At 33.7% G+C, this 20,753-nt stretch carries 18 protein-coding genes and 1 tRNA gene; 13 read left to right on the top strand and 6 right to left on the bottom strand.

What is annotated here, in order from left to right; all coding sequences use genetic code 11:
- Positions 1-26: 26 nt before the first annotated feature.
- The 3 genes from RH81_RS01005 to RH81_RS01015 form a co-directional block, all read right to left on the bottom strand.
- Complete coding sequence (locus tag RH81_RS01005) at positions 27-2,375, bottom strand: DUF7619 domain-containing protein (RefSeq protein ID WP_033956804.1); 2,349 nt, start codon at positions 2,373-2,375, stop codon at positions 27-29.
- A 104-nt stretch (positions 2,376-2,479) separates the two neighbouring features.
- Positions 2,480-3,280, bottom strand: a complete 801-nt coding sequence (locus tag RH81_RS01010) for a TIGR00266 family protein (protein ID WP_033956355.1) — start codon at positions 3,278-3,280, stop codon at positions 2,480-2,482.
- A gap of 63 nt (positions 3,281-3,343) precedes the next feature.
- Positions 3,344-3,799, bottom strand: a complete 456-nt coding sequence (locus tag RH81_RS01015) for a DUF4442 domain-containing protein (protein ID WP_033956356.1) — start codon at positions 3,797-3,799, stop codon at positions 3,344-3,346.
- 144 nt (positions 3,800-3,943) lie between these two features.
- On the opposite strand from RH81_RS01015, the gene RH81_RS01020 reads away from it, so the two are divergent.
- The 6 genes from RH81_RS01020 (at position 3,944) to RH81_RS01045 (ending at position 10,306) form a co-directional block, all read left to right on the top strand.
- Positions 3,944-4,390: a DUF4870 domain-containing protein gene (locus tag RH81_RS01020; protein WP_033956357.1), complete on the top strand. Its 447-nt coding sequence runs from the start codon at positions 3,944-3,946 to the stop codon at positions 4,388-4,390.
- A gap of 157 nt (positions 4,391-4,547) precedes the next feature.
- Positions 4,548-4,886: a PadR family transcriptional regulator gene (locus RH81_RS01025; RefSeq protein ID WP_033956358.1), complete on the top strand. Its 339-nt coding sequence runs from the start codon at positions 4,548-4,550 to the stop codon at positions 4,884-4,886.
- Positions 4,886-6,667 (top strand): PspC domain-containing protein, encoded by a 1,782-nt coding sequence (locus RH81_RS01030; RefSeq protein WP_033956359.1) that lies wholly within the window; start codon positions 4,886-4,888, stop codon positions 6,665-6,667. The genes RH81_RS01025 and RH81_RS01030 overlap by 1 nt, the downstream gene beginning before the upstream one ends.
- A 107-nt stretch (positions 6,668-6,774) precedes the next feature.
- Positions 6,775-7,497, top strand: coding sequence for a head GIN domain-containing protein (locus RH81_RS01035; protein ID WP_033956360.1), 723 nt, complete (start codon positions 6,775-6,777; stop codon positions 7,495-7,497).
- Between the two features lie 108 nt (positions 7,498-7,605).
- Entirely contained in the window at positions 7,606-8,442 is an 837-nt protein-coding gene (locus RH81_RS01040) for a GIN domain-containing protein (RefSeq protein WP_081988156.1), read from the top strand.
- A gap of 46 nt (positions 8,443-8,488) precedes the next feature.
- Complete coding sequence (locus RH81_RS01045) at positions 8,489-10,306, top strand: M2 family metallopeptidase (RefSeq protein WP_033956361.1); 1,818 nt, start codon at positions 8,489-8,491, stop codon at positions 10,304-10,306.
- 74 nt (positions 10,307-10,380) lie between these two features.
- Here RH81_RS01045 and trxB read toward each other — a convergent pair whose 3' ends face one another.
- Positions 10,381-11,364 carry a thioredoxin-disulfide reductase gene (gene trxB / locus RH81_RS01050; RefSeq protein ID WP_033956362.1) on the bottom strand — a complete coding sequence of 328 codons (984 nt, stop codon included), beginning with the start codon at positions 11,362-11,364 and terminating at the stop codon, positions 10,381-10,383.
- A 174-nt stretch (positions 11,365-11,538) separates the two neighbouring features.
- Between trxB and RH81_RS01055 the strand changes: the two genes are divergently transcribed.
- A complete protein-coding gene (locus tag RH81_RS01055; RefSeq protein ID WP_033956363.1) occupies positions 11,539-12,018 on the top strand; it encodes a hypothetical protein in 480 nt (159 codons plus the stop codon).
- Between the two features lie 48 nt (positions 12,019-12,066).
- Here RH81_RS01055 and RH81_RS01060 read toward each other — a convergent pair.
- Positions 12,067-12,141, bottom strand: a tRNA-Pro gene (locus RH81_RS01060).
- 120 nt (positions 12,142-12,261) lie between these two features.
- Between RH81_RS01060 and RH81_RS01065 the strand changes: the two genes are divergently transcribed.
- The 6 genes from RH81_RS01065 to scpA all read left to right on the top strand — a co-directional run bounded on the left by RH81_RS01065 (position 12,262) and on the right by scpA (position 18,638).
- On the top strand, positions 12,262-13,365 hold the full coding sequence (locus RH81_RS01065; RefSeq protein ID WP_033956364.1) for a PQQ-dependent sugar dehydrogenase: 1,104 nt from the start codon (positions 12,262-12,264) through the stop codon (positions 13,363-13,365).
- Between the two features lie 193 nt (positions 13,366-13,558).
- On the top strand, positions 13,559-14,167 hold the full coding sequence (gene udk, locus RH81_RS01070) for a uridine kinase (RefSeq protein ID WP_033956365.1): 609 nt from the start codon (positions 13,559-13,561) through the stop codon (positions 14,165-14,167).
- Positions 14,167-14,472 carry an FtsB family cell division protein gene (locus RH81_RS01075; RefSeq protein WP_033956366.1) on the top strand — a complete coding sequence of 102 codons (306 nt, stop codon included), beginning with the start codon at positions 14,167-14,169 and terminating at the stop codon, positions 14,470-14,472. Before udk ends, RH81_RS01075 begins: the two co-directional genes overlap by 1 nt.
- The gene (locus RH81_RS01080) at positions 14,465-15,844 is read left to right on the top strand and encodes a methylmalonyl-CoA mutase subunit beta (RefSeq protein WP_033956368.1); all 1,380 of its coding nucleotides are present in this window, start codon (positions 14,465-14,467) and stop codon (positions 15,842-15,844) included. The genes RH81_RS01075 and RH81_RS01080 overlap by 8 nt, the downstream gene beginning before the upstream one ends.
- A 10-nt stretch (positions 15,845-15,854) precedes the next feature.
- Positions 15,855-16,496 carry a hypothetical protein gene (locus RH81_RS01085; protein ID WP_033956372.1) on the top strand — a complete coding sequence of 214 codons (642 nt, stop codon included), beginning with the start codon at positions 15,855-15,857 and terminating at the stop codon, positions 16,494-16,496.
- A gap of 18 nt (positions 16,497-16,514) precedes the next feature.
- Positions 16,515-18,638, top strand: coding sequence for a methylmalonyl-CoA mutase (scpA, locus tag RH81_RS01090; RefSeq protein ID WP_033956375.1), 2,124 nt, complete (start codon positions 16,515-16,517; stop codon positions 18,636-18,638).
- A gap of 172 nt (positions 18,639-18,810) precedes the next feature.
- Here scpA and RH81_RS16225 read toward each other — a convergent pair whose 3' ends face one another.
- Positions 18,811-20,748: a MopE-related protein gene (locus RH81_RS16225; protein ID WP_052172354.1), complete on the bottom strand. Its 1,938-nt coding sequence runs from the start codon at positions 20,746-20,748 to the stop codon at positions 18,811-18,813.
- Positions 20,749-20,753: the final 5 nt, after the last annotated feature.

Raw genomic sequence — 20,753 nt, forward strand, 5'->3', positions numbered from 1 at the left:
AGTTTTGATTAATTGTATATTATTTTTTATTTCTTAATTATCTTCAAAGTGTCATTACCAAAGGTAGAAAACACTTTCACAAAGTAAATTCCAGAGTTAAGTGCACTCATATCTAATTGATTCGTTCTGTTCTGAAGAATCTCTAATACTTTACGTCCTTCAATATCATAAACACCTATAGCATCTATTGCAAACTCAGCCTTAATGTTTAAAAAATCATTTACTGGATTTGGATATACTTTAATTTTAGACAAACTAAAATCTGAAGTACTAAGATTATCTTCTGCTACTACTGTAGTATAATTATTAGTTATTACAGGTGCGTTAAAATCGAAATAAATCTCTGCTTGGTTAGAAAATTCATCGCCAAGTATTAATGTATCAACAGTCCTTATTTTATAAACGACATAACCATCATTATTAGCATCATCAAAAGGCAATTGTATATTTTCAAATATAAATTCTACTTCATTCGTTGCATTAATTCTAGTATAATAATCATGACTTCCATCAATTGGCACCAATGTGTTTATATCAAATTTTGTGGCGTCTATTGTGCTTTTTACGACAACATTTACAGCATTTGCTGTTCCTAAGTTTTCAAAACGAATGAGATAGTGTACATATTTACCAACATCTTCAGGCGTAATTTTTTCACCTTCTAAACATCTAATATCGTTTGGATCATAGGAGTTAACAACCGTTTGTTTTAACTCAAACGAATTATCACTTGGTGTTTCATCATCAATTAAAGGATTTATACTTCCTGTGAAACCTAATTCGTCTCCATCATTTAATGGAAAAATAGGATCTGTTGGTGTATTTAAACTAAACGAAACTAAAATTTCTCTAGTTTCAAAAGGCGCTAAATCTACATAGTTCCATGATAAGATATTATTTGACTCACTATCATTGGTTGGCATGGCTGACAAGAATTGAACAACATCAGAATTCAAACTGTAATCAAATTCAACAGCGCCAGATAAGGACATATTTCCTTTATTTTTATAAATAATTTTATAATTAGCATCAAAACCTGGAATAGCCAAACCTAAAGGAATAACAATCACTTCTAAGTCGTTATAAACGCCAATTGGTGTGATACAAAAATCTTGAATATACGGACTTGTATCAGACGGAAAGTTAACAGAAAAACTACTAGGAGATACGGTAAAATAATCTGGGTTTTCTAATTCAGGAGCCAAAGTGTGATTGCCTTCAGAAAGAGGAATACTATAATCTCCAGATGCATCCGTAAAGTAGGTCCAATTAAAACTGGTATTAGAAATATTGAATTTTAAATTTGGATACAAATAATCATTTGTATCACAGCCATCAAAATCAGAATCAACTTTATTCGCTCCTTCAACTAAGTAATAATCTCCTCCTGGTTCAAATGTACAGTATGAGTTAATGGATACGACATTAATATTTGAAAGGTCTAAATCACTAACCTCAAAATCATCAGCACACAAGTAATTTATTGTACCTCCAAATAAAGAAACATTATTAGTTTCTGTACCATTTTTTATGTTCAAAAAATTAATTGGTGAAAAAGATGTACTAAAACTACTTAAATTTGGGCTTTGACTCAAATCAACAATAGGTACACTTGTATCTTGTATAACAACACCTTCTAAATTTGAAAGTACAGAAAAATCAACATCTATTGCTCCACATTGATAAAATGCAACACCAATTAAATTTATATTTTGGCTAAAGTCTAATTGAGAAACTCCAGGTGTCGCATATAATGATATGTTCTCTAAACTAGTATTATTATAAAAATCAAGAGCTATTAATTCGGAACCATAAGTACCAAAATTTTTTAAATTCACCAATAAACTTAAATCTAATGTTTCTATAAGACTATCCTCCAAATAAAATTCTTCTAAGTTAGAGCAGTTTATAAATTCTAATGTATCAATTCCAACATATGAAAGTCTCAATTCTTGTAAACCTATCAAGTTAATTAAGTCTAGATTTTGGGAGTATAAAAAAGAGAGATTAAGAATCTCAACACTAGTTAGGTTCTCAATGGTTAAACTATTACCAGCATTAACGTTTTCAAACCCTAACTCAGTTAAGTTAGAAAAACTTTCCAATCCAGAAAGTGTTGAAATTAAATTACTAACACCATAAGATGCTGGATCAATTACTAATCTTGAGACCTGGTTTGTTTCAGTCAACTGAATCTCTCCATCATTATTAGCATCAATTTTTAGCGTGTTCCCATCTATATCACTAGCAATTTGATTAGTGACATCAGAAAGCAGCAAATATGCTTTTAAATTAGCATCAGAAACGTTAACATTTTGCGCATTCACATCAAAAGCTAATAATAGAAATAAAAAAGACAAGAGAATTGATTTCATGTAATTAGAGTTTTGATTGAACATATATTCTATAGATGATTAAAAATAAAAAAGGTTGCGTTAAAAACGCAACCTTTTAATAACTTTCTTACAATTTAGAATCCTTAAAACCTATTATCTCCATCTAATAAATCTCCTAAACCTCCAAGAATACTACCTTCTCCTTTACTATTTCCGCCGCTTCTTGGAGCAGATGCCAACACGCGTCCAGCCAATCTACTAAATGGTAATGATTGAATATAAACTGTTCCTGGTCCTTGTAATTTCGCAAAGAATAAACCTTCACCACCAAAAACTGTGTTTTTTATACCTCCAACAAATTCGATATCATAATCTACACCTTGTGTAAAACCAACAAGACAACCTGTATCTACTTTCATTGTTTCTCCAGCTTGTAATACTTTTTTGGCCATGGTACCTCCAGCATGAATAAACGCCATTCCGTCGCCTTCTAGTTTTTGCATAATGAAACCTTCACCTCCAAAAAGTCCGCGACCTAATTTTTTTGAAAATTCGATTCCAACACTTACACCTTTTGCTGCACATAAGAAGGCATCTTTCTGGCAGATGAACTTCCCATTAAATTCCGTTAAGTCTATTGGTATTATTTTTCCTGGATAAGGAGATGCAAAAGACACATTTCGCTTACCAGTTAAATCATTGTAAAATGCGGTCATAAACAAACTCTCACCAGTTAAGATTCGTTTACCTGCTCCTAATATTTTACCTAAAAAACCAGAATCCTTTTGAGAACCGTCACCAAAAATGGTTTCCATTTTAATACCATCATCCATCATCATAAAGCTTCCTGCCTCAGCAACAACGCCTTCTTCTGGATCAAGTTCAATCTCTACAAATTGCATTTCTTCTCCGTAAATTCTGTAATCTATTTCATGTGATGTCATAATTTTATATTTTTTAATTGATTACTTATATGTTTAAAGAACTTCTATTTTGTTACAAATAATTTATGATCTCACTTTAATACTCCATTCAAAATTGAAATCAGATACTTGCACGCCTTCGCTATTAACACCTTTAGAATTTAACACTATAGATTGCCCTTCTCCTGTTTCAATTGCTTTAGAAATTAAATCATCTATGTCTTTTCCTTGGTTGCAAGTAAAATGTATTCGTCCGGTCGCTTTTTTGCTATAGGTGGCATTATTACTTGTGACTAACATAGACATTTTATTTCCGCTAGCTTTAACTTTAGACATCACCAAAGCACCAGTTGTGAGTTCTGCTGCCATACCTTGTACAGCCCAAAACATAGAGTTAAAAGGGTTTTGATTTATCCATCTATGCTTAACTGAAACAACGCAAGTAGTATCTGATATAGACTTTGTGCGCACACCGCAGATAAAAGCTGCTGGCAGTTTAATTGATAAAAAAGCATTTAGTTTTCTTGGTGAAACGTTCATATTTACTGGAAGTTTCAGCTAAAGTATTGAAAAAAATCCACACTACCATTTGTTAATTTTATGTTAAATTTAGGTACTATGCGTAACATAATACCTTCTTTTAGACATATATTTGTATAAGCAATTACTATATGTTTTGAAATTATGTTAGACAACCACCAAAAAAATATCGCAACATTCATCCATTTATCAACCTTTAGTAGGTTTATTATTCCGTTTGGAAATTTTATAGGACCAATCGTATTATGGATGGCAAACAAAGAAAAATCTGCATTTGTAGATAATCACGGCAAGCAAGCCATAAACTTTCAAATAAGCATATTACTTTATGCTCTTGTTTTAGGTTTACTTTCTGTACCGTTTTTCTTTTTTAACCTTTTTAGTTCATTCGACTTTATTGATATTGATCCATTTGATGGAATTCATCTCAATATTTCAGAACCTTCACCTCTATTATATATTGGTGGTGGATTAGGAGTTCTAGCAATTCTAGGATTCATCCTTGAACTCGTATTTATAGTAATCGCAAGTTTAAAAGCAAGAGATGGAGAAGTTTATCATTATCCATTAACTATAGATTTTTTAAAATAAAATCAAAAAACATCAATCATCAATCAAAAAATGAACAGTTTATTAAAATTTAATCCCATTAAAGTATGACACGAGCATCATCACACTTATTGTTAAACGATCTAAATGTCTTAAATGCGAACTGCATTAGACCTTTAAAAAACTTTAGAAAACACTTATGAAAATAGAAAACACAAAAGCGCAAATGCGAAAAGGTGTACTCGAGTACTGCATATTATCGGTCTTAAAAGATGAAGATGCTTATGTTGCAGAAATTTTAGGCACTCTCAAAGACGCAAAATTGCTTGTAGTAGAAGGGACAATTTACCCGCTATTAACAAGGCTTAAAAATGCAGGATTACTCAATTATCGTTGGGAAGAATCCACCTCAGGACCACCAAGAAAATATTATGGTCTTACAGAAACAGGTCAATTGTTTTTAAAAGAACTTAATGGCACATGGACCGAATTACAAAATGCAGTTAACCTAGTAACCAGACAAAAAATAAAAAAATAATGAATAAGACAGTCAACATAAATTTAGCAGGTATATTCTTCCACATTGATGAAGATGCATACTTAAAATTACAGCGCTATCTTGAGGCTATAAAACGTTCATTTACAGACTCTCAAGGTCAATCAGAAATTATATCAGATATAGAGAATCGTATAGCTGAATTATTTAGTGAACGTGTTCAAAACGAAAAGCAAGTTATTCGAATCAAAGAAGTTGATGACGTTATCTCAATTATGGGACAACCAGAAGACTATTTGGTTGATGATGAAATCTTTGAAGACGAGCCAAAAACTTCTTATCAAAGAAGTTCAAGTTCAAGACCTTCAAAAAAATTCTATCGCGATACAGACAACTCGTATATAGGTGGTGTATCTTCTGGATTAGCTCATTATTTTGGGCTTGACCCAATATGGATTCGTTTAATCTGGATTGTATTAATCTTTGGTGCTGGAACTGGTGTGTTACTATATATCCTTTTATGGATTTTAGTTCCTGAAGCAAAAACAACTTCAGAAAAAATAACCATGACAGGCAAACCTGTTAACATTACAAACATCGAAAAAAAAATTAAAGACGGTTTTGATAGTGTCTCACAAACAGTAACAGATACAGTCAAAAATGTAGATTTACCTAAGCAAGGACAGAGAATCAAATCATCATCCAAAACGTTTTTTGACACTATTGGTGATATCATTATGTTTTTCTTTAAAGTATTTGCGAAGTTCATCGGCATTCTTTTGATAATTGTTGGAGCAGCTACATTAATCTCACTTATAATATTTTGCTTGAGTTTAGGTGCAATAGATATTATTCATTTCCCAGGACTTGATATTTTTGAAGCAGCAAATGCAGCAAATACACCAGTTTGGTTAATCTCGCTTATTACCTTATTTGCTGTAGGAGTACCTTTCTTCTTTGTGTTTTATTTAGGATTGAAAATTCTAATTAACAACTTAAAGTCAATTGGTAATGTCGCAAAATTCACACTTTTAGGTTTATGGCTTATGGCTATAATTGGAAGCATCGTTATAGGTGTAAGACAAGTGAGTGAACATGCTTATGATGCTACTGTTACTAACAAAGAGCAACTCAATATAAAAGCTAATGACACTTTAACGCTTGCAGTAGTTGGGAATAGTCTATATAGCAAACAATTTGGTAGACATAGTGATATATTCAGGCCAGTATATGATGCTAATGATAACAAAATTATTTATTCTACAGATGTAAGATTAATAGTGCGCTCAAGCAAAGATTCTATAGCTTCAATAAGCATCGAAAAAACGGCTGAAGGCATAAATTATAAAGAAGCTAAATTGAGAGCACAAGAAGTTATATACAACTATAATCTTTCAGGCAAAAGACTTGAGTTAGATGGTTATTTAACTACAGCTTTTGAAAATAAATTTAGAGATCAAGAAGTTGAAACTATTCTTTATTTACCAGAAGGCACTATCCTTTATGCTGAAGATAATACATATTCGTATCATAGAAATTCTTCTTATTATAATGATATTCTTGATAACGGAATGGAAGAACATTATTTAGAAATCACTAATGGTGGAATAAAATGCTTAGACTGCCCTATCGACGAAGAGTTCAAATTAAAAGTAGATATTGAAGATGACGAAACTGGACTCAAAATAGATGAAGATGGTATTGAAATCAAAACAGAAGGCAGTAGGTTAACTATAGACGAAGATGGTGTAAATGCAGAATCAGTAAATGTAAAAGTTAACATTGGTGAAGATGGAATTGAAATCACATCAGACGATAATTAACAATTCAGAACCATAAAGCAACAGTTCAGGTATTTCAGTTTTGAAAACCTCTTTAAAATTGGAATATTTGAATCATCAATCAATCAAAACAAATAAACAAACCAATCATGACAACACTAACAAAAATTATTGTAACAGCACTTTTAGGTGTATTACTTACATCTTGTAACTTCGATTTAAATCTCGGAGTTAAAGGAAATGGAGACGTAACTACAACAGACAGAGAAATAAATGGCGACTTTAACGCTATAGAAGTTAGCAGAGGATTAGATGTATATCTAACACAAGGTGACACTGAAAGCATCAGAGTTCAAGCCGATGAAAACTTACAGGAAATCATTGTAGTTGAAGTAGAAAATGGTGTTTTAAGTATCTATGCTGATGAAAACATCGGTTCTGCAGCTTCTAAAAAAATAATGGTCAACTTTAAAAACATAGACAGAATCTCTGCATCTAGCGGAAGTGACTTAATTTCAACTAATGTCATTTCTGGTGATGAACTTAAAATTTCTACCTCTAGCGGAAGTGATGTAGAACTTGAAGTTGAAGTTGAAAGCTTAATTTGTGAATCTTCTAGTGGAAGTGACATAAAACTATCAGGATCAACTAATACATTTAGAGCAGATGCTTCTAGTGGTAGTGATATTAAAGCAGCGAAACTTAAAGCTATAAAAACAATAGCAGAAGCAAATAGTGGCGCAGATATCACTGTTAATACTTCAAAAGAATTAACAGCACACGCAAACAGTGGAGGCGATATCAAATATTATGGAAATCCGGAGAAAGTAGAAAAAAACGACGGTCCTTCTGGCAGTATAAGAAAACGATAACAGTCTAACAACCAACTAATCAACTTGTTTTTTTAAACCATTTCAAGCTCAGTTTCGAGTTTGGGATGGTTTTTGTTTTATATTTGTTATAACACTTAACTTATAAGAATGAAAAAGATTACCTTATTTCTATTAATTACTTTAACCTATGGTTCCGTTGGTTTCTCACAAGATGATGATAAAGTAAAAGGCGATAGAAATGTAACAATTAAACAAACGTATGTAGATGCATTTAATACTATTGTTGTGGGCGAAGATTTTGAAGTTGAACTGTATTATAACAGCAGACCTTCAGTAGAAATTGAAACTGATGACAATCTTCATGAATACATTACAGTTGAAGTTGTTGATAGTGTTCTAACATTTAGAACAAACAAAGAGATTAGATCAAAAAAGAAAATGAGCATCAAAGTCAATTATAGTGACGGCTTTTCACATATTGAAACTCATGAAAATGCAGAAATAAGATCATTAACTTCTTTAGAACTTGGTGATGCTACTTTAAAAACAACAGGTTCTTCAAGAGCATATCTAAATATAAAAGCTAATAGTTTTAATTTCACAAGTTTAGATAAAGCAAAAGTAAAACTTAACGTTATTGCGACAAAAACTAGAATTGAATTGAGTGATAACTGTAAATTAGATGCTCTTGTTAATTCTAAAGAAACAAAAGTAGATTTATATCAACGTGCGAATGTAGATATAGAAGGAACAACTGATAATCTGCTTTTAATATCTGATAACAATGCGCAATTTAATGGTAAAAACTTTACTGCAAAAACCTGTACTGCTATTTGTGAATTTGCAACTGATGCGTATATTGAAGTAACCGAATCTGTTATTATCGAAGCTTCAGGAGCTAGCGAAATTTACTTATTTGCTAATCCAAAAATCACAATCAATAGGTTTACGGATACTGCTAAACTTCAGAAAAAGGAAAAATAATCCAATAATCACTATAACAACTAACTTTAACTCAAACAAAATTAAGATGAAGAAAACAATCTTATTAATGGCCGTTCTAATTACTGTGTTCTCTTGTAAAAAAGACGCTAAGACTGTAAAAACTGCTTCTGCTTCAAAAGAAGATGTTCAAACATTTTTAGACGAATACACGGCGTCATTTACCAAATTATACTATGATTCTGCACTAGCAGAATGGGATGCAAATACCAGAATTGTTGCTGGAGATACAACTAATGCTTATAACGTACAAAAAGCAAATGAAGCTTTAGCCACCTTTACGGGAAGTACAGATGTTATAGAAAAAACTCGTGAGTTTCTTAAAAGCAAAGACGACTTAGATATCGTTCAAGTAAGACAATTAAATACCATATTATATGCTGCTGCTAATAATCCTGAAACAGTTTCAGATCTAGTAAAAGAGCGAATCACTGCTGAAAATGCTCAAAATGAAGCACTTTTTGGTTACGATTTTCAAGTTAACGGAACTTCAGTAACGACAGGAGATATCGATAAAATTTTAAGAGAATCTAATGATGAAGCTGAACGTTTAACGAATTGGGAAGCCTCTAAAAACGTTGGAATAGGCCTTAAAGATGGTCTAGAAAACTTAAGAAAACTTCGTAATGAAACAGTAGGTGCTTTAGGTTACGATGACTATTTCTCATACCAAGTATCAAGCTACGGAATGTCACGTCAAGAAATGCGTGATGAAATGAATAAAATGGTAAAAGAAGTTTGGCCATTATACAGAGAATTACATACTTGGGCAAGACATGAACTTGCAAAGAAATTCAATGCAGATGTGCCAGAATATCTTCCAGCACATTGGCTACCGAATCGTTGGGGACAAGATTGGAGTTCACTAGTAAGTGTTGAAGGATTAGATATTGATGGTGTTTTAGCCGATAAAGATCCTGAATGGATTGTAAAAGAAGGTGAGAATTTCTATAAGAGTATTGGTTTTGATCCACTTCCAGCAAGTTTCTATGAAAAATCAAGCATGTATCCATTAGCTGCTGATGCTGCTTATAAAAAGAACAACCATGCATCTGCTTGGCACATGAATTTAGAAAATGACTTACGTTGTTTAATGAGTGTTGAGCCAAATGCAGATTACTACGAAACAATTCACCATGAATTAGGTCATATTTATTATTACCAAGCTTATACTAATCCTAATGTTCCACCATTACTACGTGAAGGTGCTAACAGAGGTTACCATGAAGCTATTGGAAGTTTATTAGGATTTGCTGCCATGCAGAAACCATTTTTAGCTGGTAAAGGCTTAGTAGATGCTGATGCCGAAATTGATGAAACTCAAAATCTTTTAAAAGAAGCATTAAGTAACATCGTATTTCTACCTTTCTCTGCTGGTGTAATGACAGAATTTGAAAATGCTTTATATGCTGAGAATTTACCTAAAGATGAATTCAATAAGAAATGGTGGGAATTAGCTAAGAAGTATCAAGGAATGGTTCCTCCTTCAGATCGTGGAGAAGAATTTTGTGATGCTGCATCAAAAACGCACATTAACAACGATGCCGCTCAATACTATGATTATGCCGTGTCTTATATTTTATTATTTCAATTTCATGATCATATATCAAAAAACATCTTAAAACAAGATCCTCATGCAACCAACTATTTTGGAAGTAAAGAAGTCGGATCATTTTTAAGAGGTGTTTTAGAAACTGGAGCAAATAACGATTGGAGAGAGCTACTTAAAGAAAGTGTTGGTAGTGAAATGAGTGCTAAACCTATGTTAGAATATTTTAATCCTTTAATGGTGTATCTAAAAGAACAAAACAAGGGAAGAACTTATACGCTTCCTGAAACTTTATAAATACATTTTTCAGTACAATAAAAAAGCGCCTAAAGTAAATTTACTTTAGGCGCTTTTTTTCGTTTTTGTCCTTCTTAATTATAATTAGATGTACTTACTTCAAAACTTGAATCTTTAGCAGCTAAATATCGTTCGGCATCTAAAGCTGCCATGCAACCTGTTCCAGCAGCAGTAATCGCTTGTCTATAAACATGATCTGCAGCATCGCCAGAAACGAATACACCTTCAATATTTGTCTTTGAAGTTCCAGGCTCACTGTTAATGATATATCCTGTTTCATCTAAATCTAAAAATCCTTTAAAGATATCTGTATTAGGTTTATGACCAATAGCAACAAAAAATCCTGTTGCTGGTATATCGTGTTTTTCTTTAGTTTGATTATTAACAACACGAACTCCTGTAACCACTTGTCCATCCCCTAAAACTTCCTCAGTTTCAGTATTAAAAAGGATTTCAATGTTTTCAGTATTCTTAACTCTTGCTTGCATAATTTGAGATGCTCTAAACTCATCTCTTCTGACTAGCATTGTTACTTTTTTACAAAGCTTTGATAAATAATGTGCTTCTTCTGCAGCAGAATCACCAGCACCAACTAATACAACTTCTTGGTTGCGATAGAAAAAGCCATCACAAACTGCGCAAGCTGAAACGCCTCCACCAAGCTTTAAATACTTTTGCTCAGAATCTAAACCTAAATATTTAGCAGAAGCTCCTGTTGAAATAATCACTGTTTCACAATGAATTTCTTTGGTTTCGTTTACCCATACTTTATGTACATCTCCCGAGAAATCTACTTTAGTAATCCAACCATCACGAACATCTGACCCAAAACGAGTAGCTTGATTCTGTAATTGTATCATCATTTCTGGTCCAGTAACGCCATCAGGATAACCTGGGAAATTCTCAACGTCATTAGTCGTTGTTAATTGTCCTCCTGGTTGTGTTCCTTGGTACAAAACTGGATGCATGTTTGCTCTTGCAGCATATATGGCAGCAGTATATCCTGCTGGTCCTGACCCGATAATTAGGCATTTTACGTGTTCAATTGTATCTGACATATTTTATTTCATTTTACTAAAACAAAAGTAGATATTTTGACAGAAACCTTACATAGAAGTTATCAACAGTTATTATATAATTATTGGCTTTATCAATAGAAAAATAAAGCCTAACAATAATATATATGTTGATTTTTTCGTAAATTTAAATGTAACCACTAAATTCTTCTCTACATGAAAGCTCTAATTTATATGTTTTGCATTGCACTTGTTTTGGTTTCTTGTAAAACTGAGACAACAACTGAAGAAGTTAAAAATGATGTAAACAACATTATTGAAGTCGAAACTATTGACTCGCTTGAGGGAACCTGGGAGCTTATTGGTTTTTACAATTATAATAATAACAAAATAAAAGATTCCTTTAATACAAGCGAAGGCTATAGACAAGTAAAAATGTACACATCATCAAAAGTGATGTGGAGTAAGAATGTACCAACTGATTCTACGGAATGGTTCGGTTATGGTTCTTACAGTCTTAGCGACAATACACTCACTGAAGTTTTAGATTACGGCTCAGAAATGATGAGTAAAATTATTCAAGAAAAGAAAGAGTTTATTTATGAAATCGATTTAACTGAAAACACATTTAGTCAAATAGAAATTGATGAAGAAGGTAATCGGATTTATTCTGAAAATTATAAACGGATAGAATAACTAAAGTGATAGAATAAAAAAAGCTGAACAAATGTTCAGCTTTTTTTGTCGGAGTGGCAGGATTCGAACCTGCGACCTCCGCGTCCCAAACGCGGCGCGATAACCGGGCTACGCTACACTCCGTTGGTTATCTAGATTTTAAAAAGAAATAAATAATCTTCCTAAAATGCGAGTGCAAATATATACCTTTTCTTTAAAAACTGATACATTTTATTATTAAATTTAAACTCAAAAGTTGTTTTTATGAAATTTGAGAAAAAAATCTTGGTGCTGATAGTTCTTTTCACCGTTTTTGCCTGTGCTCAAGATAAAAATCCTGTAAACACAAAACACACCTACGAGTTGGTTGTAAATGACCTAAGTATACCATGGGGATTTACATTTCTACCAGATAATTCTATGCTTATAACTGAAAAAGAAGGACGAATCATTCACTTTAAAAACAATAAAAAAATCGAAATTAAAAATGTTCCTGATGTTTACAATCGTGGGCAAGGAGGTCTCTTAGATATTGTTTTACATCCAAATTATTCTGAAAATGGTTGGATCTATTTCACCTATGCATCTTCCGAAGGAACAGACAAAGGAGGTCACACTGCTTTAATGAGAGCTAAACTTAAAGACAATTCACTAATTGAAAAACAAGTATTATATAAAGCGACTCCAAATACAACAAAAGGTCAGCATTTTGGCTCAAGAATTGTTTTTGATGATGCAGGTTATTTATATTTTACTATTGGTGAACGTGGAAATCGGGATATGAATCCTCAAGACATTACTCGCGATGGCGGAAAAGTATATCGTTTACATGATGATGGGCGAATTCCAAATGACAATCCATTTAATAATGAAAAGAACGTCAAAGAAGCCATTTATTCTTATGGTCATCGAAATCCCCAAGGCATGACTATAAATCCAGAGACTAGAGAAATTTGGACACATGAACATGGTCCAAGAGGTGGTGATGAAATAAACATTATTAAAGCAGGTAAAAATTATGGTTGGCCGATCATCAGTTATGGTATCAACTATGTAGGAACCAAATTTACAGACATAACTAAAAAAGAAGGAATGGAACAACCGATACATTATTGGGATCCGTCCATTGCACCAAGTGGTATGGCATTTATTTCTAGTGACAAATACAGCGATTGGAAAGGCAATCTTTTAATTGGCTCGCTTAAATTTCAATATTTAGATAATTGTTATATCAAAAATGGTAAAGTCGTAAAAGAAGAACGCTTATTAGATGGTTTAGGTCGTGTTAGATCTATTAATCAAGGTCCAGATGGATTCATCTATGTTGGAATTGAAAACTTAGGCATTGTTAAACTCATAAAAAAGTAAATAAATAAGACAGGTATTAATCCAAATCTTAAATTGAAACAAAGGATGGATTATAGAGAAGATTTTGTGTACTACATTCCTAATAGTTGTGGAATCAAATGCGCATTATTTATAACTAAAAAGAAGTTTCAAAAATTCAACAATAAACTGCCTTTAAATAATTAAATTTGTAGATACAATTTAAAACTAAATTATGCTCATCATAGGTATTGCAGGTGGAACTGGATGTGGAAAAACCACAGTAGTGAATCAAATATTAAATGAACTTCCTGAAGGTGAAGTTGGAATTATTTCTCAAGATTCTTATTATAAAGACACTTCACATTTAGGTTATGATGAACGTGTTAAAATTAATTTTGACCATCCAAGATCTATTGATTTTGAATTATTAGAAACACATTTAAAAGACCTTAGACAAGGACAAGCTATCAATCAACCTGTTTATTCTTTTGTAAAACACAACAGAACTGGTGATACCGTAAACACCTTACCTCGAAAAGTAATGATAGTTGAAGGTATTTTGATTTTAACAAATCCCGAACTTAGGGAAATGTTTGATATTAAAATCTTTGTACATGCTGATAGTGATGAACGTTTGATAAGACGATTAAAAAGAGATATTTCAGAACGTGGACGAGATATAGACGAAGTATTATCCAGATATCAAAACACATTAAAACCTATGCATCAGCAGTTTATAGAACCAATGAAAGAATATGCTGATATTATTATACCAAACAATAAATACAATACTGTTGCAGTTGATATTGTGAAGACCATTATTAACGAAAAACTGAATTAATGCTTAAATATCTCAAAAACATATTTGTCATCATCTTTATAGTATTCGCCGTATGGATGCTGTTTATAGATTCTAATTCATTAATGATTCACCATGAATTAAACGAAGACATTACTGATTTAGAAGATGAAAAAGAATATTACAACAAGGAGATAGAAAAAGACGAAAAGGCCATAAAAGGACTAAGTACAGAAGATGGTATTGAAAAATTGGCTCGCGAAAAATATTACATGAAAAAAGACAATGAGGACATTTATATCATTGAATACCAAGACAGCTTAAAAACGAAGACAAACGATGAGTAAAACTCTATTTGATCAGTTTTCTGAAGTTTCTTCAAAACAATGGAAACAAAAGATACAAGTCGACCTTAAAGGTGCTGACTACAACGATTCGCTAATATGGCAAACTAATGAAGGTATTGACGTAAAACCTTTTTACCATAGGGACGAATTTGATCAACTTCCAGAGGTCTCAGCTTCCGAAGTCACAAAATTCAATATATGTCAAACTATTTTTGTAGCTCATGTCGCAAAATCAAATGCTAAAGCCATTGATGTTACTTTAAGAGGAGCAGAAGCTATAAAATTTATTATTCCAAATCAAGAAGTTTCTATTGAAGCACTTCTTCAAAATTTAGACCTATCAAAGATTAGTGTTTACTTTGAATTACAGTTTCTATCGCCTGAATATGTAAATCAAATAAGCAATTATAAAAAACAAAGTACTTCCATTTATATCAATACTGATATTATTGGAAAACTTGCGACATCTGGGAATTGGTTTTCAAACCTTAAAGACGACCACAAAAATTTCGAATCTATTGTTCGTGAAACCAAAACATTAAGCGTTAATGTATCACTTTATCAAAATGCAGGTGCAAATATTATTCAACAATTAGGATATGCTCTAGCTCACGTAAACGAGTATTTAAATTACTTTGATGAGATTTTTGATAAAGATTCTAAACAACAGTTACAAGTTGTTTTTAATGTGTCTGTCGGTACAAACTACTTTTTTGAAATTGCAAAACTCAGAGCATTAAGAGGTCTTTGGGCTAGTTTAGCATCAGCATATGGAGTTAATTCAGAATGTCACATTTTTGCTTCACCTTCAAAACGGAATAAAACCATTTACGACTATAACACGAATTTGCTTCGTACCACAACAGAATGCATGAGTTCAGTGCTTGGAGGAGCAAATACAGTAAATAACCTCGCATACGACGCAGTGTATCATAAAGACAATGAGTTTAGTGAACGTATTGCGCGTAATCAACTTCTCATTCTAAAAAATGAAAGCTATTTCAATACAGTAAATAATCCTGCTGATGGCGCTTACTATATTGAATCATTAACGTCTCAAATTTCTGAAAAGGCCTTAGAGCTATTTAAAGATATTGAAACTAATGGAGGACTTTTATCTCAACTCAAAGAAGGCACAATTCAAAGAAAAATTAAAGAGAGTGCTTCAAAAGAACAAGTGCAATTTGATGAAGGTAATATTGTATTATTAGGTACAAATAAGCATCCTAATAAAGAAGACATAATGCATCATGAAATAGAATTATATCCATTCTTAAAGAGGAATCCAGTCAAAACCATAATTGAACCAATAGTTGAAAAAAGATTATCAAATACATTGGACGCCAAAAGATTAGAAGAAGAAAAAAAATAAATATTCTATAATGAAAACACGATACATCTATCTTGTAATAGGTTTGATTTTTGTCAATTGCCAAGAACCACAACCAGAATTAATTCTTAAGTTTTCCGACAAGCCAGTTCTCATTAATTGCGACATTGAATCTTCAGAATTGTTTAACGAAGCCATCTATAATTTTGAATATAATTTAACCGAAAATTACGCAAACAAAAACCCGAATTTAAGTTATGCCTACCGCTTGTTTCTAAAAGAAAGCACAACCAACACCGTTAATTATAATAGCATTTCAAATCAACACTCACTAGATGTTTTTGAAGCACTCAAAAATGTTGAAGGCTTATGGAATGAAAAAAACAATCAACTTTTGCCCAATTATAATCATGACATATATAGCTGCATAGGCGCTAACATTAAGGACGAAGATATTAAAGCCACCTATAATGCTTTGCTTAGCACAAATAGCATGAATATGAGAATGCTTAAAGATGTACTTATAGCTAAAAGCAGCAGACTTAATACCGATAAATACCTAGCGACCTTTGTCGCACTTGAGCTTTACTACTCAAAGCTATCTAATGTAGATTTATCAATAAAAGAGACAAATCCTGTTGACACCAAATATAAAGAAGAGAATGATCCGCATGCTGGACATAGTCATGACTAGACGATTAAATCTATTCAAATGAAAAGAAAAAACATTCAACATATCAAACTAGACCAAGCGTCTAATCTTAAAACAGATAACTCTGAAGGTGTTTTCCATACTGCCGAAGATATTGATATCAAATCAACCTATTCTAAAGCAGACATTGAAAACCTAGAACATTTAAACTTTGTCGCTGGCATAACTCCTAACCTTCGTGGACCATATTCTACGATGTATGTCCGAAGACCATGGACAATCAGGCAATACGCTGGATTCTCAACTGCTGAAGACAGTAACGCCTTTTACAGACGCAATCTTGCCGCTGGACAAAAAGGATTGTCTGTAGCTTTCGATTTAGCCACACACAGAGGTTACGATTCAGATCATGAACGCGTGGTTGGTGATGTTGGTAAAGCTGGCGTAGCTATTGACAGTGTTGAAGACATGAAAATCCTCTTCGACCAAATTCCATTAGATAAAATGTCGGTGTCTATGACCATGAATGGTGCTGTGTTACCAATTTTAGCTTTTTATATTGTTGCCGCTGAAGAACAAGGTGTGAAACCCGAACAATTGGCTGGCACGATTCAAAATGACATCCTGAAAGAGTTTATGGTACGAAATACCTACATCTATCCGCCTACACCATCAATGAAAATCATTTCTGATATCTTTGAATATTCGAGCAAGAACATGCCAAAATACAACAGCATCAGTATTTCTGGTTACCACATGCAAGAAGCTGGAGCCACTTGTGATATTGAATTAGCATACACCTTAGCAGACGGATTAGAATACATCAAAAAAGGATTGGAAGCAGGCATGGACATCGACACCTTCGCGCCTCGCCTGTCTTTCTTTTGGGCCATTGGCATGAACCATTTTATGGAAATCGCTAAAATGCGAGCTGCTAGAATGTTATGGGCTAAAATTGTCAGTCAGTTTAATCCTAAAAATCAAAAGTCGTTAGCCTTAAGAACCCATTGTCAAACGTCTGGTTGGAGTTTAACCGAACAAGATCCTTTTAATAATGTGGCTCGTACAACTATTGAAGCTGCTGCTGCTGCCTTTGGTGGTACTCAAAGTTTGCACACCAATGCATTAGACGAAGCGATAGCATTACCTACTGACTTTTCAGCTAGGATTGCACGTAACACTCAAATATTTTTACAAGAAGAAACACACATCACAAAAACCGTTGACCCTTGGGCTGGAAGTTATTACGTAGAAAAACTAACCCATGATATCGCTCAAAAAGCCTGGACACTTATTGAAGAAGTCGAAGAACTTGGTGGCATGACAAAAGCTATTGAAGCTGGAATACCTAAATTGAGAATTGAGGAAGCTGCAGCTCGCAAGCAAGCCAGAATCGATTCTAATCAAGATATTATTGTTGGCGTCAATAAATATCGCCTAGAAGAAGAAGATCCTATCTCTACTTTAGAAGTAGATAACCAGACAGTTAGAAACGGACAAATTAAGCGCTTAGAACACATTAAAGCCACTAGAAACACTAAAGTAGTTGAAGCTTCTCTTAACAAATTAACTGAAGCTGCTAAAACAGGTAAAGAAAATTTATTAGCTTTAGCAGTAGAAGCTGCTCGTAACAGAGCCACTTTGGGAGAAATTAGTGATGCTTTAGAAGTTGTGTTTGGCAGATATAAAGCTCAAATTAAATCATTTTCAGGCGTGTATAGTAAAGAAATTAAAGACGACAAAAGTTTCCAGAAAGCGAGAGCATTAGCAGATGTATTTGCTGAGCAAGATGGCCGAAGACCTCGTATTATGATTGCCAAAATGGGACAAGATGGTCATGACAGAGGCGCCAAAGTTGTGGCTACTGGCTATGCCGATGTTGGCTTTGATGTTGATATCGGACCACTCTTTCAAACACCTAAAGAAGCAGCCAAACAAGCCGTAGAAAATGACGTGCATATTTTAGGTGTATCTTCTTTAGCTGCAGGACATAAGACATTAGTTCCTCAAGTAATAGATGAACTAAAAAACTATGATCGCGAAGACATTATGGTCATCGTTGGAGGCGTCATCCCAAAGCAAGATTACCAATATTTATTTGATGCTGGAGCAGTTGCTGTTTTTGGACCTGGAACTAAAATTAGTGATGCTGCAATTAAGATTTTAGAGATACTAATTGACTAAACTTTAGTCTTACAATTGATTACGTTTAAAAAGAAAAACCAACACTACGTTTTAAAGTAGTATTGGTTTTTTTTTAATGCTTTGTATTAAGGTAAATATGCAGTGCCATTTTTTTAAAAATAAAAACCGACCGCTTACGCGGCACTATTTAAATTGATAAATAACTAAATTGTTAAAAAGCTCTAACAGCACGCACGTAGCCTGAGAAGCCCTTAAAGCCGTTGAACTGACTACCATTGTCGAAATCCTGTCTCCACGCGCCACTGCTCTCGATCTCCGTAGAACTCCAATAAAAAGCACTAAATGCAGAAAACCCAGCGACAGCCTCTAAAATTGATTTATTACTATACATTTCGTTTAACTCATTTATACTTGGCAAAAACCATACAGATCCGTCATTGCGAGCAAGTATGGCAGCAGTGGCTGTAGGGCAATCTAATAAAGCAAGATGCGTATTATTAAAACCATCACCTATTTCTGCTCCTGAACCAGATGGAGGAAAAGTAGTTACATTTGGAACATTTGGTAAATCAGTAAGACAACTCCATTCTATTACACCTGCATCAGTCAAAGCACATACCAAACCGTGTTGATTATTTAATGGATTTACCCAAAAAACAACACCGCCTGCTCTTAAATCACCAATTGCTGCTGGTGGTGTTGGAAAAGCTTTAACAGCACGCACATAATCTTGGCCGCCCTTTCCGCGAGTTATCTGAGTACCAGTAAGGAAATTTTGGTGCCACGCTCGATTGTCAGTATATATCTCCTCAGTAGAACTCCAATACCAATCTTCGCTAAATCCAGTTCCTCCATTAGACGTGGCTGCGTAATCTATGATGGATTTATGAACGTACATTTCGTTTAACTCATCTTTATTTGGCAAATACCAACCGTCGGTACCTTCTCGTGCTAAACCTGCGGCATAATTTGTTTCTACGGAGCCTTGAACAGCTATTATTGCATCAGTATTTGCAGACCCCATACCTATTGCCGTAAAAGTTGCACCAGTTACTACATTACTAGCGGAAGTAGTGCCATTCCTCCATCTTATTCCTGAACTTTGGTCTTCTATAGCACATACTAAACCTTGGGTATTATCTGTTGGGTCTACCCAGAATACAACACCGCCATCTCTAAAGTCACCAATGTTGGCAGGGCAATTGTCTATTATCCCATCACAATTATTATCCACTCCATTCCCACAAATTTCCGTTGCGTTAGGGTTTACTGTCGCGTCACTATCATTACAATCTAAATCATTATCAGAATAACCGCTTGGTGCAGACGATTCACAAAGCATTTCCGAGGTGGTAGAACCAAAACCATCACCATCACCATCTACATAATAAGTGGTCATAACTAAACCTTCATCGACTTCCCCATTGCAATTGTTATCTATACCATCACAAATTTCCGTTGCGTCAAGATTTACTGTCGCGTCACTATCATTACAATCTAAATCATTATCGGAATAACCAATTGGCGCAGATGATTCACAAAACAATTCTGAAGTGGTAGAACCAAAACCATCACCATCAGAATCTACATAATACGTTTGAGGCTCCCATAAAGAGACATCTGTATCATTACAATCTGTATTATCTATCACAAAACCTGCAGGTGGATTTGGAGAATATATTACTTGCCATTTATCTCCATAACCATCATCATCTACATCTGCATAATAATAGCTAAAAGTATTAGTTAGGCTTTCCGCAGTTGTAGCATGCAAGGCATAAGGCACACTCAACAATTCGCTCGTACCAGTAATGGTATATGTTGTGCCTCCTGTTGGATCGGTTTCTGTTTTTATAAAATAAGGTCCAGCAGACCAATCAATGGCAGAGAAATCTCCTGAGACTACTGATCCCATGCCTATTTGTATACTTACTAATCCATTGGCGTTGGTGGTTGGTGTTTGCGTTTCTACATAAACCGCTGTTGTGCCTTGTAAAATACTTATTTGCATGCCTACAGCTTGATTGCTTACTATGGCATTACCTGTGTCTCTTACAACAGCTTGGTAACTCATTTTTTCTGGCGCTTGCGCAAATGTTATGGCCGTTACTAATAAGGTTATTAAAATGGTATACAATTTATGTGTCATAATCT

It is taken from the genome of Psychroserpens jangbogonensis, from assembly GCF_000797465.1.
In the GTDB taxonomy this organism is placed as follows: Bacteria; Bacteroidota; Bacteroidia; order Flavobacteriales; family Flavobacteriaceae; genus Psychroserpens; species Psychroserpens jangbogonensis.